Origin of the sequence: Caulobacter sp. CCG-8, assembly GCF_037402475.1 — a bacterium.
GTDB lineage: Bacteria > Pseudomonadota > Alphaproteobacteria > Caulobacterales > Caulobacteraceae > Caulobacter.
In genome coordinates this window covers 49989-65053 of record NZ_JBBEUD010000020.1, presented here as the reverse complement: position 1 = coordinate 65053, position 15065 = coordinate 49989, and the positions used below count along the sequence as shown (strand labels likewise).

17 protein-coding genes are annotated in these 15065 nt (G+C 69.0%); 9 read left to right on the top strand and 8 right to left on the bottom strand.

Going from position 1 to position 15065, the window contains the following annotated elements; genetic code table 11:
* Positions 1–71: 71 nt before the first annotated feature.
* The gene (locus WAE60_RS18635; protein WP_337687829.1) at positions 72–911 is read left to right on the top strand and encodes a hypothetical protein; all 840 of its coding nucleotides are present in this window, start codon (positions 72–74) and stop codon (positions 909–911) included.
* 14 nt (positions 912–925) lie between these two features.
* Here WAE60_RS18635 and WAE60_RS18630 read toward each other — a convergent pair whose 3' ends face one another.
* The 7 genes from WAE60_RS18630 to cysS form a co-directional block, all read right to left on the bottom strand.
* Positions 926–1852 (bottom strand): glycosyltransferase family 2 protein, encoded by a 927-nt coding sequence (locus WAE60_RS18630; protein WP_029908766.1) that lies wholly within the window; start codon positions 1850–1852, stop codon positions 926–928.
* On the bottom strand, positions 1852–3828 hold the full coding sequence (gene thrS / locus WAE60_RS18625) for a threonine--tRNA ligase (RefSeq protein ID WP_029908768.1): 1977 nt from the start codon (positions 3826–3828) through the stop codon (positions 1852–1854). Before thrS ends, WAE60_RS18630 begins: the two co-directional genes overlap by 1 nt.
* Positions 3825–4079: a membrane protein insertion efficiency factor YidD gene (gene yidD, locus WAE60_RS18620; RefSeq protein WP_081916561.1), complete on the bottom strand. Its 255-nt coding sequence runs from the start codon at positions 4077–4079 to the stop codon at positions 3825–3827. Before yidD ends, thrS begins: the two co-directional genes overlap by 4 nt.
* A 54-nt stretch (positions 4080–4133) precedes the next feature.
* A complete protein-coding gene (locus WAE60_RS18615; RefSeq protein WP_337687828.1) occupies positions 4134–4595 on the bottom strand; it encodes an iron-sulfur cluster assembly scaffold protein in 462 nt (153 codons plus the stop codon).
* Between the two features lie 5 nt (positions 4596–4600).
* Positions 4601–5065, bottom strand: a complete 465-nt coding sequence (locus WAE60_RS18610) for an SRPBCC domain-containing protein (RefSeq protein ID WP_029908771.1) — start codon at positions 5063–5065, stop codon at positions 4601–4603.
* Positions 5066–5084: 19 nt separating this feature from the next.
* Positions 5085–5597: a DinB family protein gene (locus WAE60_RS18605; protein ID WP_337687827.1), complete on the bottom strand. Its 513-nt coding sequence runs from the start codon at positions 5595–5597 to the stop codon at positions 5085–5087.
* A gap of 241 nt (positions 5598–5838) precedes the next feature.
* Positions 5839–7227 (bottom strand): cysteine--tRNA ligase, encoded by a 1389-nt coding sequence (cysS, locus tag WAE60_RS18600; RefSeq protein WP_337687826.1) that lies wholly within the window; start codon positions 7225–7227, stop codon positions 5839–5841.
* A 181-nt stretch (positions 7228–7408) separates the two neighbouring features.
* Here cysS and folE point away from each other — a divergent pair, with 181 nt between their 5' ends.
* From folE to WAE60_RS18560, 8 genes are all read left to right on the top strand, one after another.
* Positions 7409–8050, top strand: coding sequence for a GTP cyclohydrolase I FolE (gene folE, locus WAE60_RS18595; protein WP_029908777.1), 642 nt, complete (start codon positions 7409–7411; stop codon positions 8048–8050).
* A 113-nt stretch (positions 8051–8163) separates the two neighbouring features.
* Positions 8164–9996, top strand: coding sequence for a M14 family metallopeptidase (locus tag WAE60_RS18590; protein WP_337687825.1), 1833 nt, complete (start codon positions 8164–8166; stop codon positions 9994–9996).
* A 2-nt stretch (positions 9997–9998) separates the two neighbouring features.
* Positions 9999–10595, top strand: a complete 597-nt coding sequence (locus WAE60_RS18585) for a hypothetical protein (protein ID WP_337687824.1) — start codon at positions 9999–10001, stop codon at positions 10593–10595.
* A 102-nt stretch (positions 10596–10697) separates the two neighbouring features.
* The gene (locus WAE60_RS18580; RefSeq protein ID WP_029908783.1) at positions 10698–11099 is read left to right on the top strand and encodes an MAPEG family protein; all 402 of its coding nucleotides are present in this window, start codon (positions 10698–10700) and stop codon (positions 11097–11099) included.
* Positions 11100–11188: 89 nt separating this feature from the next.
* On the top strand, positions 11189–11785 hold the full coding sequence (locus tag WAE60_RS18575; protein WP_029908785.1) for a hypothetical protein: 597 nt from the start codon (positions 11189–11191) through the stop codon (positions 11783–11785).
* A 69-nt stretch (positions 11786–11854) separates the two neighbouring features.
* The gene (locus WAE60_RS18570) at positions 11855–13186 is read left to right on the top strand and encodes a TldD/PmbA family protein (protein ID WP_337687823.1); all 1332 of its coding nucleotides are present in this window, start codon (positions 11855–11857) and stop codon (positions 13184–13186) included.
* Positions 13183–13971 (top strand): 3'(2'),5'-bisphosphate nucleotidase CysQ, encoded by a 789-nt coding sequence (locus WAE60_RS18565; RefSeq protein ID WP_029908788.1) that lies wholly within the window; start codon positions 13183–13185, stop codon positions 13969–13971. Before WAE60_RS18570 ends, WAE60_RS18565 begins: the two co-directional genes overlap by 4 nt.
* 24 nt (positions 13972–13995) lie before the next feature.
* Positions 13996–14220, top strand: a complete 225-nt coding sequence (locus WAE60_RS18560) for a DUF4170 domain-containing protein (protein WP_029908790.1) — start codon at positions 13996–13998, stop codon at positions 14218–14220.
* A 151-nt stretch (positions 14221–14371) separates the two neighbouring features.
* Here WAE60_RS18560 and WAE60_RS18555 read toward each other — a convergent pair whose 3' ends face one another.
* A complete protein-coding gene (locus tag WAE60_RS18555; RefSeq protein WP_337687822.1) occupies positions 14372–15037 on the bottom strand; it encodes a tyrosine-protein phosphatase in 666 nt (221 codons plus the stop codon).
* Positions 15038–15065 lie beyond the last annotated feature (28 nt).

Below are 15065 nucleotides of genomic sequence, written 5' to 3'. Positions count from 1 at the left end.
CTCCTGGGTGATCTTCTAGTCCGCCGCGCCGCGACCGCCAGGAAAGGGGGCGCGATGAACGGGGGACCGCCATGACCACCACCATCACCTTCCACGACGACTTCCCCGCCGGCTGCCCGTCGGCGGCGGGTCCCTACCGCAACGGGGGCCTGGTGTTCACCAATTCGGTGGGCAACGCCTGGTGCAGCCCGTTCGTCAACGACTTCGTCGGCACCTACGGCTCGCCCAGCCAGCTGTTCGTCAGCCGCGACGACGGCGGGACCTTCGACTTCGCCTCGCTGCAGGTGTGCAACCCCAACACGGCGATCCCGCCGCAGGTCACGACCTTCGTCGGGACCCGCGCCGACGGCTCCACGGTCAGCGCCCAGTTCAGCACGCCGAACGGCGACACCACGCCCCAGACCTTCGCGCCGACGGGCTTCGACGACCTGACCAACCTGGTGGTCAGCCTGGGCTTCGTGGCCTTCGACAACTTCGTCTTCGAGGGCGTGTCGGCCAAGACCGTGCTGTTCGACCAGGACTTCCCGCCCGGCTGCCCGTCGGCCTCGACCGCCTACGCCTCCCAGGGCCTGACCTTCACCAACTCGGCCGACAACACCTGGTGCAGCGGCTTCATCAACGGCTTCGTCGGCAGCTACCAGGCGCCCTGCACGGTGAGCGTCGCGCCGGCCGCGGGCCAGACGTTCGACTTCCTCTCGCTGCAGGTCTGCAACCCCAATCCGGCCATCACCGCCCAGCCGGTCAACTTCACCGGGACGCGTCCGGACGGCTCGACGGTCAGCGCCACCTTCTCGACGCCGTCGAACAACACCGCGCCCCAGACCTTCGCGCCCGAGGGTTTCGGCGGCCTGGCCTCGCTGACGATCGCCCTGGGCTTCGTGGCCTTCGACAACTTCGTGTTCGCCGACTAGGCGGCGGCGCGGGCCTAGATCGGCCGCCCGGTGATCTTCCAGAGCAGCGGGCGGGTGATGCTCATCAGCAGGATGGCCGGGGCCAGCAGGACGGCGATCACGTAGCGCTGGACCGTGTCGGCCCGCTTGATGAAGTAGCGCGACAGGCCCACGCCCTTGTGGAACTCGACCTTCACCGGGTGCTCCAGGCTGGTGTGGCCCAGGTGGACCACCTGGGCCGCCGGCTGGAACAGCACCTCGCCGCCGGCCTGGCGCGCGCGCCAGCACAGGTCGATGTCCTCGACGTGCAGGAAGTAGCCCTCGTCGAAGCCGCCCAACGCTTCGAAGTCCTGGCGGCGCAGGGCGAAGCAGGCGCCGGAGATGGTCGGCATCGGGACCGGCCCGTCGGGCGTGGGCTCGTGCTCGCGGTGGATCTCGAATTTCTGCAGGCCCGGGAACCGCGAGGTCAGGTGGCCGAAGCTGAGCAGGGTGGTGACCGGTGTCACCTCGCCCCGCCTGCCGCCGCGCTGTTCGGTGCCGTCGGTGTTCATCACCCGCGCCCCGACCACGGTCGGGACCGGCCGGTCCTCGAAGGCCGCGACCAGCGCCTCGACGCAGCCGTCCTGCAGGTTGGCGTCCGGATTGAGGAAGACGATGTATTCGCCCCGCGCGATCTCGGCGCCCATGTTGGCGCCGCGCGCGAAGCCGACATTGCCGTGGCCCTGACGCAGCACGACGCGCGGCTCGGCCATGCCCAGCTTGCGCAACCGCTCGGCCTCGTTCTCGGGCGAGCCGTTGTCGATGATGACGAACTCATCGACCTGGGGCTCGTCCAGGACGTGCCGGATGCTGTCGACCAGCGCTTCTCCCGTCTTGTAGACGACCATAACGACCGAGATGCGCGGCCGGATCGGCCGCGCACCCGTAACGAAGGTCGAAGGAGAGGGAAGAATGCTGTTCATCAGGCCTGCGCCAACTCCGCGGGCGCCGCCGCCGTGCGAGCCCGGGCGAGGTCGGGCGGCGTCGCTTCCTCGGTCAACGCGCGGACGGCGTCTTCCAGCGACAGCACCCTCTGCCCTTCGCCGCCGAGGCGACGCAGGGCGACTTCTCCGTTCTCGGCTTCCTTACGCCCGACCACTGCGATCACCGGTACTTTCGCGAGGCTGTGTTCGCGAATCTTGTAGTTGATCTTCTCGTTCCTGAGGTCGACCTCTGCGCGAATGCCGGCCGAAGTCAACCGATCGGCCACGCGCTGGGCGTAGTCGTCGGCGTCCGACGTGATCGTGGCCACCACGACCTGGGTCGGCGCCAGCCACAGCGGCAGGGCGCCGGCGTAGTTCTCCAGCAGGATGCCGATGAAGCGCTCGAACGATCCCAGGATCGCCCGGTGCAGCATCACGGGCCGATGCTTGGCGCCGTCCTCGCCGATGTACTCGGCGCCCAGCCGCTCGGGCAGGACGTAGTCCAGCTGCAGCGTGCCGCAGGTCCATTCCCGGCCGATGGCGTCCTGGACGATGAAGTCCAGCTTCGGCGCGTAGAAGGCGCCGTCGCCCTCGGCGATCACCGGCTCGACGCCGGCCAGGCGGGCGGCCTCGGCCAGCATGCCCTCGGCCTTGTCCCAGAACTCGTCCGAACCGGCGCGCAGCTCCGGACGCGTGGCCAGGGCGATGTACTTGGTCGTCATGCCCAGGTCGCCGTGGATCATCCGCGTCAGCCGGATGAAGCGCTCGGTCTCCTCGACGATCTGGTCCTCACGGCAGAAGATGTGGGCGTCGTCCTGGGTGAAGGCGCGCACCCGCATCAGGCCGTGCAGGGCGCCCGACGGCTCGTAGCGGTGGCAGGCGCCGAACTCGGCCATGCGCATCGGCAGCTCGCGGTACGACCGCTGGCCGACGTTCCAGATCTGCACGTGGCCCGGGCAGTTCATCGGCTTCAGCGACAGGACCTCGCCCTCGACCGTCTCGCAGACGAACATGTTGGCGCGGTACTTGTCCCAGTGGCCGGACTTTTCCCAGAAGTTCTTGTCCAGCACCTGGGGCGTCTTGACCTCGATATAGCCGGCGCGATCCAGCTGGCGGCGCATGTAGGCCTCCAGCGTCTGCCACAGCTTCCAGCCCTTGGGGTGCCAGAAGACCATGCCGCGGCCTTCTTCCTGCATGTGGAACAGGCCCAGCGACTTGCCCAGCTTGCGGTGGTCGCGCTTCTCGGCCTCCTCGATGCGCGTCAGATAGGCTTCCAGGTCGGCTTCGCTGGCCCAGCTGGTGCCGTAGATGCGCTGCAGCTGGGCGTTGTTCTGGTCGCCGCGCCAGTAGGCGCCGGCCAGCTTGGTCAGCTTGAAGGCCTTGCCCACGTGCTTGGTCGACGGCAGGTGGGGGCCGCGGCAGAGGTCCTTCCAGTTCCCCTGGCGATAGACCGTGATCGTGTCCGTGGCCGGCAGGTCGCGGATGATCTGGGCCTTGTAGGCCTCGCCGATGTCGTCGAAGTGCTTGATGGCCTCGTTGCGGTCCCAGACCTCGCGCGTGATCTTCTCGTCGCGGTCGACGATCTCCTTCATGCGCTTCTCGATCACGGCCAGGTCGTCCAGGCTGAACGGCTCGTCGCGGGCGAAGTCGTAGTAGAAGCCGTCCTCGACGTTGGGGCCGATGGTCACCTGGGTGCCGGGGAACAGCTCCTGCACGGCCTCGGCCAGCACGTGGGCCGTGTCGTGGCGGATCGTGTCGAGCGCCTCGGGGGCCTCGCGGGTGATGATCTCGAACTTCTTGTCGCCGGCCAGCAGGTCGGGCGTGATCGGGCGGTCCAGGTCCAGCAGCTGGCCGTCGATCTTGATCAGCAGGGCCTTCTTCTCGAGCGATTTCGAGATCGAGGCGGCCACGTCGCGGCCGGTCGAACCGTCAGCGTACTGGCGGGCCGAGCCGTCGGGGAAAATCAGGTCGATCATTCTTCACAGTTCCACTTGCGCGGCGCGCGGGGCGGGGGCGGAGGGTCGTACCCGTGTCCGCCTAACGGATTGCAGCGGCAAATCCGTCCCACCGCGAGCCAGGACCCCTTCAGGGGCCCATGATCCTTGAGCGCCTGGGCCGCGTATTCCGAGCAGGTCGGCAGATACCGGCATTGGCGCCCGATGAAGGGCGACAGCGTCGTCTTGTAGGCCTTCAGGCCCAGATCGACGGTGCGTTCGTAGAGTGTCATGCCGGCGCTTTCGCGGACGGAGTCGGGACCTTATCGACTAGCGAAAAGACCCGATCAAGCGGCGCCGACGCGGCTAGTTCGGGTTTGGGCCCCGCCTGTGGCCTCGCGGACAGCTTCGACCGCGGCCTCGAACGCCAAAAGCGTCGAGGCGTGACGGGCGGGATAGTCCTTGACCGTCTCCAGCACGGCGAGCTCCGAAAATCGACCCGTGGGAGCGGGACCGTTCGACTTGAGCATAGCGCGCAAGGCGTCGCGGGCCAACTCGATCTCGGAAAGATCGGCCCCGATCACCTGGGCGCCGAGGATCGCCGCCGAGGCCTGGCCCAGGGCGCAGGCCGTCACGTCCTGGGCGAAGTCGGCGACCTTGCCGTCCGCCACCGTTACGTCGACGACGATCCGGCTGCCGCACAGCTTGGCCGTCTTCTCGGCGCTGGCGTCCGGCGCGGCCAGGCGTCCGGCCCGGGGCATGTTGGCCACCAGCCCCAGGATGCGGGCCGAATAGAGGTCGTCGATCATGCCGCTTATGTGGGGCTGCTCTGGCGTTCCGACCAGAGGGCCTCGGCACGCGCCTTGACCGCCTCGCCCATGCGGGTGAAGGCCGCCTTCAGGCGACGCCGCTCGTCGCGGGGGACGAAGCGGACCAGCGGGCCCATGAACAGCTCGCCGTTCGAGAAGGTCGAGCCGACGTCGCTCATCTTCTCGATCTCGAGATAGCGGATCGCCGTGACGAAGCCCTTCAGCCGCTTGGTGCGCCAGTGCAGCTGCTCGTAGGGCACCCAGTCCTGGACCACCGCCTCGACCGCCACGGGCGCGCCGTTCTCGACGACGACCAGGTCGAACCGCAGGGGCGTGCCGATGCGCATCTCGCCCTCCATGCGCGGATGGACGGGGTTCCAGTCCTTCCACGAGGCGAAGTCGGAGACCACCTCCCAGACGATCTCGGCGGGGGCCTGCACCCCGGTTCGGAATTCTACGGCGCGTTGCATGGGCGTCGCTCTATCACTTTCACTCTGAGAAGCCCAAGCCGCTGGCCTTCTGGAAGACCGGCAGGTCGAGGGAGGGCGGGTCCTGTCCGGCCTGGCTGAGCAGGCCGTGGACCTGGCCGCGATGGTGGGTCTGATGGTTGAAGATATGGGTCAGGGCCGCCCACAGCGGCTGGGTCACGGTCGCGCCGTCGGCCTTGCGGGTCCAGCGGAAGACGCCGGCCAGCGCCTCGTCGGTCAGGCCGGCGACGTGGTCCGACAGGGCCGCGTCCTCGTGGGTCCGCGCCGCGCGCAGCGTGGTCAGGTCGTGGAAGACCACCGCGTCCAGGGCGTCCGGCGGCAGGGGCTCGCCCCGCAGCCGCGCCAGCCACATGCGGTCGGTGACGATCAGGTGGTTCAGCGCGCCGTGGATCGAGCCGAAGAACGCCCCGCGATCGGCCAGGTAGTCGGCCTCGTCCAGCAGGGCGCACGCCGCGTGGATGCGGTGGTTGGCCCAGGCGTTGTAGCCGGCGAACATCTGGAAGTAGGCGCGCATTCACAAACCCCGCTCATCCGGGCAAACAGATTATGCCTGTAATCTGATCGCGAACCAAGCCGCCATCGTTCAGGTCGTGGTCGAGGCGGCTGGAATTTCAGTTGTCATCCCGGAAGCCTCGCGGAGGCTGTCCCGGACCCAGGGGACTGGGCTGATGCGGTGCGGTTCACCTGGGTCCCGGACAAGCGCTGCGCGCTTTCCGGGATGACAACGGATGAGATGAGCCGCAACCGCGGAAAGCCTAGTCCTTCATCCGCCAGGTCGCCCCGGCCGGACCGTCCATGACCACCACGCCCAGGCCGTCCAGCTCGGCGCGGATGGCGTCGGCGGCGGGCCAGTCCTTGGCGGCGCGGGCCTCGAACCGGCGCTTGAGCAGGTCCTCGACCTTGGCCTTCAGGTCGTCGTCGGCGTCGCCCTCGAACCAGGCGTCCGGATCGGCCTGCAGGAAGCCCAGCAGGCCGGCGGTGGCCAGCAGCCGGCCCTTGTTGGCCGCGATCGCCGCCTCGTCGCCGGCCGTCACCGCACGCTCGATGGCGCTGGACAGCTCGAAGAAGCCCGACACCGCCAGAGGGGTGTTCAGGTCGTCCGACAGGGCGGCCAGCACGTCGTCCGAGGGCTCGGACTCGCCGGCTTCGACCGTCTTGGCGCGGCGCAGGGCGCCGTACAGGCGGTCCAGCGCCTTCTTGCTCTGCTCGACCAGCTCCGGCGTCCAGTCCAGCGGCTGGCGGTAGTGGCCCGACAGCAGCGCCCAGCGGATCACCTCGCCCGGGGTGGTCTTCAGGAGCTCGTGCGGGATGATCACATTGCCCAGGCTCTTGGACATCTTCTCCCCGGACATATCCAGGAAGCCGTTGTGCAGCCAGTAGTTGGCCAGGACCGGCGCGCCGTGGGCGCAGCGGCTCTGGGCCAGCTCGTTCTCGTGGTGCGGGAAGGTCAGGTCGATGCCGCCGCCGTGGATGTCGATCGTCTTGCCCAGCTGCTTGTCGATCATGGCCGAGCACTCGATGTGCCAGCCCGGACGGCCCGCGCCCCAGGGGCTGTCCCACTCGGGCTCGTTCTCCTTGGACGGCTTCCACAGCACGAAGTCGGCGGGGTGGCGCTTGTAGGGCGCGACCTCGACGCGGGCGCCGGCGATCATGTCGTCCAGGTCGCGACCCGACAGCGCGCCGTAGTCGGCGAACGACTGGGTGTCGAACAGCACGTGGCCCTCGGCGGCGTAGGCCTTGCCGTTGTCGACCAGCCTGCCGATCATCTCGACGATCGGGCCCATGTGCTCGGTGGCCTTGGGCTCCAGGCTCGGGCGCAGGGCCAGCAGGGCGTCGGCGTCCTCGTGATAGGCGGCCAGGTAGCGGTCGGTGATGACCTTGATCGCCACGCCCTCGTCGAAGGCCTTCTTGTTGATCTTGTCGTCCACGTCCGTGACGTTGCGGGCATAGACCACCGCGTCGGCGCCGTAGACGTGGCGCAGCAGGCGGAACAGCACGTCGAACACCACCACCGGCCGGAAGTTGCCGATGTGGGCGTGGTTGTAGACCGTCGGCCCGCAGACATACATCGTCACCCGGCTGGGATCAGCGGGAACGAAGTCGCGCTTCTCGCGCGCCATGGTGTCGTGAAGCTTGATGGTCATGGGGAAGCAGCGGCCTGACGTCGCGGGAGTGTTGCGGGGATACGGATCGGCCCCATATAACGAGAGCACGCGCGCACGACCATTCTTAGTTGGTCCTAATGCGCGCGACGGGTGGCACGCGTAATTCCAGGACGAAAGGCGTCCTGGCGCAACTCAGCCCGTGGAAAGACCCTTCCCGCACATGGACGCACTGACCCGCGAGCGAACCCTGATCGGTCTCGATACTGACACCGGTCTTGATCTTGAACCCGCCCAGCGCCCCACCCGAGACGAGGCCATGGCCGCCGTCCGGACCCTGCTGGCCTGGGCCGGCGACAACCCCGACCGCGAAGGCCTGCTCGACACGCCCCAGCGCGTGGTCGACGCCTACGGCGAGTGGTTCGCCGGCTATCACGGCGACCCGGCCACGGAGCTGTCGCGCACCTTCGAGGACGTGCAGGGCTATGACGACATGGTCATGCTGCGCGGCATCGACGTGCAGAGCCACTGCGAGCACCACATGGCGCCGTTCCTGGGCAAGGCCTGGGTGGCCTACATGCCGACCGGCAAGGTCGTGGGCCTGTCCAAGCTGGCGCGCCTGGTCGAGATCTTCGCCAAGCGTCTCCAGACCCAGGAGACCATGACCATGCAGATCGCCGACGCCATCGAGGACCACCTCAGCGCCGCCGGCGTGGCCGTGCTGATCGACGCCGAGCACCAGTGCATGTCGACGCGCGGCGTGCACCACCACGACGTCTCGACGATCACCACCCAGTTCCGCGGCGCGTTCAAGACCGACAAGGTCCTGCAGCAGCGCTTCATGGACCTGGTGACGCGGAAATAGTACGCCGCTCCGGCCGGGGACATGCGCTCGCGCGTGTCCCCATCAAGCCCAGACCGCGTTTGGGGACACGCCGCAAGGGCATGTCCCCGGCTGGGAGCCGGAGAGCGCTTACGATGTTGAAGACAGGGCTGGCGGCTCTGGCCGTCGCGATGATGGCGGGCACGACCATGGCGGAAACCCCGAAGGCTCCCTGGGACTCGGATATCCTTCCCCCGACGCTCGCCTGGCATGGCGCCAGCGAGAAGCTGGTCGCCAAGCCCTCCGATCCCTGGATCACGCCGTCCGAGCTGACCGGCCTGACGGCTTCGCCCAACTATGAAGAGACCCGCGCCTGGCTCGAGAAGCTGGCCGCCGCCTCGCCCCTGATCCGCATCGAGACCTTCGGCAAGTCGCCCGAGGGCCGCGACCTGCTGGTGCTGTACGTCTCCAAGGACGGCGACAAGTTCGATCCCAGGAAGCCCGTGCTGCTGGCCCAGGCCGGCATCCATCCCGGCGAGATCGACGGCAAGGACGCCGGCATGATGCTCCTTCGGGACATGGCGTTCCACGGCAAGGACGCGCTGCTGGACAAGGTGAACCTGGTCTTCGTGCCAATCTTCAGCGTCGACGGCCACGAGCGCGCCAGCCCCTACAGCCGTCCCAACCAGCGCGGCCCGGTGATCCAGGGCTGGCGGCACACGGCCCAGAACCTCAACCTGAACCGCGACTACGGCAAGCTGGACGCGCCGGAGATGCGGGCGATGATCGGCCTGATCAACAAGGTCCGGCCCGACCTCTACATGGACATCCACGTCACCGACGGCGAGGACTACCAGTACGACGTCACCTACGGCTGGGCCGGCTATCTGGGCGACTTCGCGCGCTCCAAGGCCACCAGCGCCTGGCTGGACAACACCTACCTGCCGGCCACCCAGGCCGGGCTGAAGGCGGCGGGGCACGTGCCCGGCCAGCTGGTCTTCGCCCTGGACGACCGCGACCCGAAGAAGGGCCTGGGCTCCTCGCCGGCCTCGCTGCGCTATTCCAACGGCTATGGCGACGCGGTGGGCATGGCCACGGTGCTGGTCGAGAACCACTCCCTCAAGCCCTATCGCCAGCGGGTGCTGGGCACCTATGTCCTGCTGGAAGAGAGCCTGAAGGTCCTGGCCAGGGACGGCGCGGCCCTGCGCGCCGCCGAGACGGCCGACCGCGCCCAGCGCCCGACCGTGGTCGAGGCCAATTTCGGGACCGGCTTCGGCAAGGGCGGCGGCGACAAGCCGCTGCGCACCGTGTCGTTCCTGGGCGTGCGGTACGAGACCTACGACTCCCCCGCCACGGGCGGTAAGGAGGTGCGCTGGCTGGGCAAGCCCGATCCCAAGCCCTGGTCCCTGCCGCTGTTCGCCGCCGAGCCGTCGCTGCGGCTGACCCCGCCCAAGGCCTACTGGATCTCGTCGGCCAAGCCCGACGTGATCGAGCGCCTGCGCGTCCACGGCGTCCAGATGGAGACCCTGGCGGCGCCGAAGACGGTGTCGGTCGACATGATCCGCTTCACGTCGCCCAAGATCGCCACCCGCGCCAGCGAAGGCCACGTCGAGATCGACGCCGGCCCGGTCACCCACGAGACCCGCTCGGTCACCTGGCCCGTCGGCTCGGTCCGCGTCAGCACCGACCAGCCGCTGGGCGAACTGGTCACCCTGCTGCTGGAGCCGGAAAGCGACGAGAGCTTCTTCGCCTGGGGCATGTTCCCCGAGGTGCTGCAGCGGGTGGAATATATCGAGGGCTACGCCCTGGCCCCGCTGGCCGAGAAGATGCTGGCCGCCGATCCCAAGCTGAAGGCCGAGTTCGAGGCCAAGCTGGCCGCCGACCCCAAGTTCGCCGCCGATCCCGACGCGCGCCTGGGCTGGTTCTATGCGCGCACGCCCTATTACGACGACCACTACAAGCTCTACCCGATCGGGCGGGAGCTTTAGGCGTGGGTCGCCGGTTCACGCGCCTGGCCATCGTCGCGGCGGCCTTGGCGTCGATGGGCTGCAACTCCGCGCGCGCAGCCGGCCCGAAGGGCTTCCCTCTGGAGTATAGCGGCGAGACCCGGTTCTCCTGGCGCTATCCGAAAGCCGAGGGCGACGCCCTTACGGTGAACGAGGACGTTCGCCGGCGGGGCGGAGTCGACTGGGAACAGTTGTCGCTCGTCTGCCAGCCCGACGGCGCGCTGAGGGTCGAGGTGCGGCGCATGTTGCTGTCGTCGGACGTGCCGCTGATGATCGATGCGGCCGACTACACCCGATTGGCCGTGTCGTCGGGGACGTTCCGCCTCGAGACGACCCTGACGCCGCGCGGCAACGGTTTCGAACGCTGGTCGCATGGCGTCTTCCCGGGCGGAGCCCGGTCCGTGTCGCAGCTCCTGTCCGGACCGCCGCTGGTCTTCACCGGCGTGAACCGCAAGCCGCGCGCGGCGCGCACGGCGCGCGACGAGGATCTTGTCGAGACCTTCCCCGCCCCCGATTGGAACCGGACCGCGGCCTTCCGCGCGGGCTGCGCCAAGGTCTCCTCCGCCCGGGACGCCCGGTAGCGTCCCTTCAACCCAGTCGCCTCCCCGACGAGCCATCTTGCCAGCTTGGCCGAACGCTGAGCCTTATTCGGCGACATTCGATCCCGTTTCACGAGTACCCCGATGGACACCATCGCTTCCGGACACGCCGCCGCCCTCTGGGTGGGGCTGCACGTCCTGCTCCTGCTGACCCTGTCGCTGCTGGTCGTGCGCCTGCGGCAGAAGCACAAGGTCGCCCTGGGCGACGAGGGCATCCCCGAGCTGGCCCGCGCCATCCGCGCCTTCGGCAACGCCAGCGAGTACATCCCCGTCGGCCTGGCGGCGATCATCGTCCTGGCCCTGGTCGGCGCCCCGCCGCTGGCGATCCACGTGGTCGGCCTGGTGCTGTTCGCCGGCCGCCTGATCCACGCCGTGGGCCTGTCCAACAGCGGCGGCGCCTCGATCCCGCGCGCCCTGGGCATGATCTGCACCTGGGTGGCCTACATCTTCGGCGCGGTGGCCCTGCTGTTCTACGCGATTGGCTAGGCGGTTTTCGCGCGAAGTGGACCTCTACCCGCGCTGAGAAAGCGCGCAGGGATGTCTCGAGCCCACACCCTGGACGTCAAGGATCCCAGATGCGCGCCTTCCGCCCCTTCCGCGCGAGCCCGTTGCTGCTGGGCCTGGCGCTTGTCCTGATCCCCGCCGCCGGGTTCGCCCAGATCGCGCCCCCCGCCGTGGCCGCGCCGGCGCCGCGCCCCGACGGCCAGCACGATTTCGACTTCGAGTTCGGCGACTGGACCACCCATATCCGGCGCCTGGAGCATCCCCTGACCGGTTCGACCAGTTGGGTCGAGTACGACGGCAGCTCGATCGTCCGGAAGGTCTGGGGCGGCCAGGCCAATCTCGGCGAGATCGACGTCAGCGGCCCGGCCGGCCGCATCCAGGGCCTGAGCCTGCGGCTCTACGATCCGGCGACCCGCCAGTGGTCCATCCGCTTCGCCAACGGCCGGGACGGCGACCTGGGCGCGCCGATGATCGGCGGCTTCCGGAACGGCCGCGGCGAGTTCTACGACCAGGAGACCCTGGGCGGCCGGTCGATCTTCGTCCGCTTCATCTTCTCCGGCGTGACCGACAGGACCTTCGCCCTAGAGCAGGCGTTCTCGGCCGACGGCGGCAAGACGTGGGAGGCGAACTGGATCGCGACGTTCGAAAGGGTCCGGTCGGCGGCCTGATCCTGGGTCGCGGGCGGCGTCGGTCAAACCCGCCTTGCCCCGGCCCTCCCCCCTCGTCCATAAGACCGCATGGACGAAAACCTGTTGCATGACGTGCTCGCCGCCGCGCGGACCGCCGGCGCCGACTCCGCCGAGGCCGTGTTCGCGCAGCGCCAATCCCTTTCCGTCAGCGTCCGCCTGGGCGAGCTGGAGGAGGTCGAGCGCGAGGAGTCCCGCGACATCGGCCTGCGCGTCTTCGTCGGCCGGCAGAGCGCGACGGTGTCGGGCTCGGACATCTCGGCCGAGGGCCGCGCCAAGCTGATCGACCGGGCCGTGGCCATGGCCCGCCTGGCGCCGGAAGACCCCTACGCCGCCCTTGCGCCCGCCGACCGCCTGGCCCGCGCGCCTTTCCGCGACCTGGACCTCTTCGACCCGACCGAGCCCTCGGCCGAGACCCTGGAGGCCCAGGCCCGCGAGGCCGAGGCCGCCGCCCGCGCCGTCGAAGGCGTGACCAATTCCGACGGCGGCTCGTCGTCGTGGAGCGCCTCGACCTGGCGGCTGGTCACCAGCGAGGGCTTCTCCGGCCCGCACCAGGCCAGCGGCTTCGGCGTCTCGGCCTCGGCCATCGCCGGCGAGGGCGCGGGCATGGAGCGCGGCGGCGAGGGCCGTTCCACCCGCCACGCCGCCGACCTGCCCAGCCCGACCAGCATCGGCGCCAAGGCCGGCGAGCTGGCGGTCGCCAAGCTGAACCCGCGCAAGCTGGACTCGACCACCGCCCCGGTGATCTTCGAGAACCGCCTGGCCATGTCGCTGCTCAGCCCGCTGATCGGCGCGATCTCGGGCCCGTCGATCGCCCGCGGCACGTCGTTCCTGAAGGACAAGCTGGGCCAGCAGATCTTCGCCAAGGGCGTGAACCTGCTGGACGACCCGTTCCGCCTGCGCGGCCTGGGCTCGGCCCCGTTCGACGACGAGGGCGTGGCCTGCGAGGCCCGCGCCCTGATCGACGACGGCGTGCTAACCACCTGGCTGCTGAACATCAGCTCGGCCAAGCAGCTGGGCCTGGAAAGCACCGGCCACGCCTCGCGCGGCCTGGCCGGCCCCTCGGGCGTCTCGACCCATAACCTGACGCTGCAGCCGGGCGACAAGGACCTGGCCGGGCTGATGGCCGACGCCGGGACCGGCCTGCTGGTGACCTCGATGTTCGGCCCCTCGCTGAACGGCAACACCGGCGACTGGTCGGTGGGCTGCTCGGGCTTCTGGTTCGAGAACGGCGTCTCGACCGGCCCCGTCACCGAGATCACCGTGGCCGGCAATCTGATCGACATCTACGCCCGCCTGGTCCCCGGCTCGGACCTGGAGCTCCGCGGGGCCAGCAACAGCCCGTCCCTGCTGGTGGACGCCCTGGCGATCGCCGGAAAATGACCACGGACCTGGACCTGATCCTCGCCGCCGCGCGCGACGCCGGAGCCCTGGCGCTCTCGGCCCGCGCGCAGGGCCTGAAGGTCTGGTCCAAGGACGGCGGCTCGCCGGTCACCGACGCCGACTTGGCGGTGGACGCCCTGCTGAAGAAGACCCTGGGCGAGGCCCGGCCCGACTACGGCTGGCTGTCGGAGGAGACGGTCGACGCTCCCGCTCGACTTGCGACGCCGCGCCAGTTCGTGGTCGACCCGATCGACGGCACCCAGGCCTTCATGAAGGACAAGCCCTGGTTCGCCGTGTCGATCGCCGTGGTCGAGGCCGGCCGCCCGGTCGCCGGCGTGGTCCACGCCCCGGCGCTGGACGAGACCTATGTCGCCACCCTGGGCGGCGGGGCCTTCCTGAACGGCGCGGCGATCAGCCCCAGCGACACCGACGACCTCGAGGACGCCGCCATGCTGGGCGACGCCAAGATGTTCGTGCATCCGGCCTGGCGCGAGCCGTGGCCGCCGATGCGGGTCGAAAGCCGCAATTCGATCGCCTATCGCCTGTGCCTGGTGGCCGCCGGGGCCTTCGACGCCGCCGTCGCCCTGTCGCCCAAGAACGAGTGGGACCTGGCCGCCGCCGACCTGATCTGCGCCGAGGCCGGCGCCCTGCTGACCGACCACAAGGGCCGCGCCTTCACCTACAATCGGGCAAATCCGCTGCTTCCGAGCGTCGTTTGCGCCAATCGCGCGCTTCACCCGTTGATCCTGTCGCGCGTCGGGCATATCGACCTGCCGCAACGATAACTTCCGCGCAGGAAATTCCACGCCATGAGCGACAAGCAGCTTCTTCACCTCGTGATCGGCGGTGAACTGAAGAACGTTTCCGATATCGAGTTCCGCGACCTGTCCCAGGTCGAGTTCGTCGGCGCCTACGCCAACTACGCCGACGCCCACGCCGCCTGGAAGGCCAAGGCCCAGGCCACGGTCGACAACGCCCACGCGCGGTACTTCATCATCCACGCCCACAAGCTGCTGGATCCGAGCCTGGACTGATCACGGATGTTGGGGCGAACACTTGCCCCCTACGGACCGCTTCGCGGTCGTCTTCCCCCGGAGGGGGAAGAGCCTCGCGCCTTAGGCTCCGCCCCCTACGGGGGCGGACAGGCGGCGAAGCCGCCAGGTGGGGGCAAGTGGGCAAGCCCCCCTACTCCCGCCGCAGAATCCCCTCCGTCACGATCCCGCCGATCATCCCGGCCCGGAAGTCGGCCTTGATCTTCACCGGGTCGTAGTCGGGGCTCTCCACCCACTGGGTGAAGGTCAGGCCCTTGGGGGCGGCGTCCTTCAGGTAGCGCTCGAAGGTGTAGTCCAGCACGCCGGTCTTGCCCTGCTTGATGTGCAGGTACTTGAACGACAGCTGCTCCATCGCCTCCTCGATCGGCAGGCCCAGGCGGTAGTGGCAGTAGAGCACGCTCATGATGCCCGCCCGGTCCGCGCCGGACTTGCAGTGCATCAGGGCCGGATATTCGATGCTCTCGAACAGGTCGCGCGCGCCCAGCACCCGCTCCTTGATCGGCACCTCGCGCGAGGTGATCACGAAGTCGACCATCTTCAGGCCGACCTTCTCGCAGGCGTACTTCTCCAGGGCGTAGAAGCTGCCGTCGAACCCGCCGCGCAGGTTGATGATCGTCTTGACGCCCTTCTTCTTCCACTCGGCCAGCTGGTGCGGCCACGGCTGGTTGGTGCGGACCAGCTCGGGGCTGATCCAGTGGTCGTTCTTGAAGCCCAGGCGCAGATAGGCGTGATCGTGCCAGAGGTACGAGAGGTAGGTCTTGAAACGTCCCCAGCGGGTGGTCGTGTCGTAGCCGGGCAAGACGGATATCCTTCGTGGAAAGCGCGCT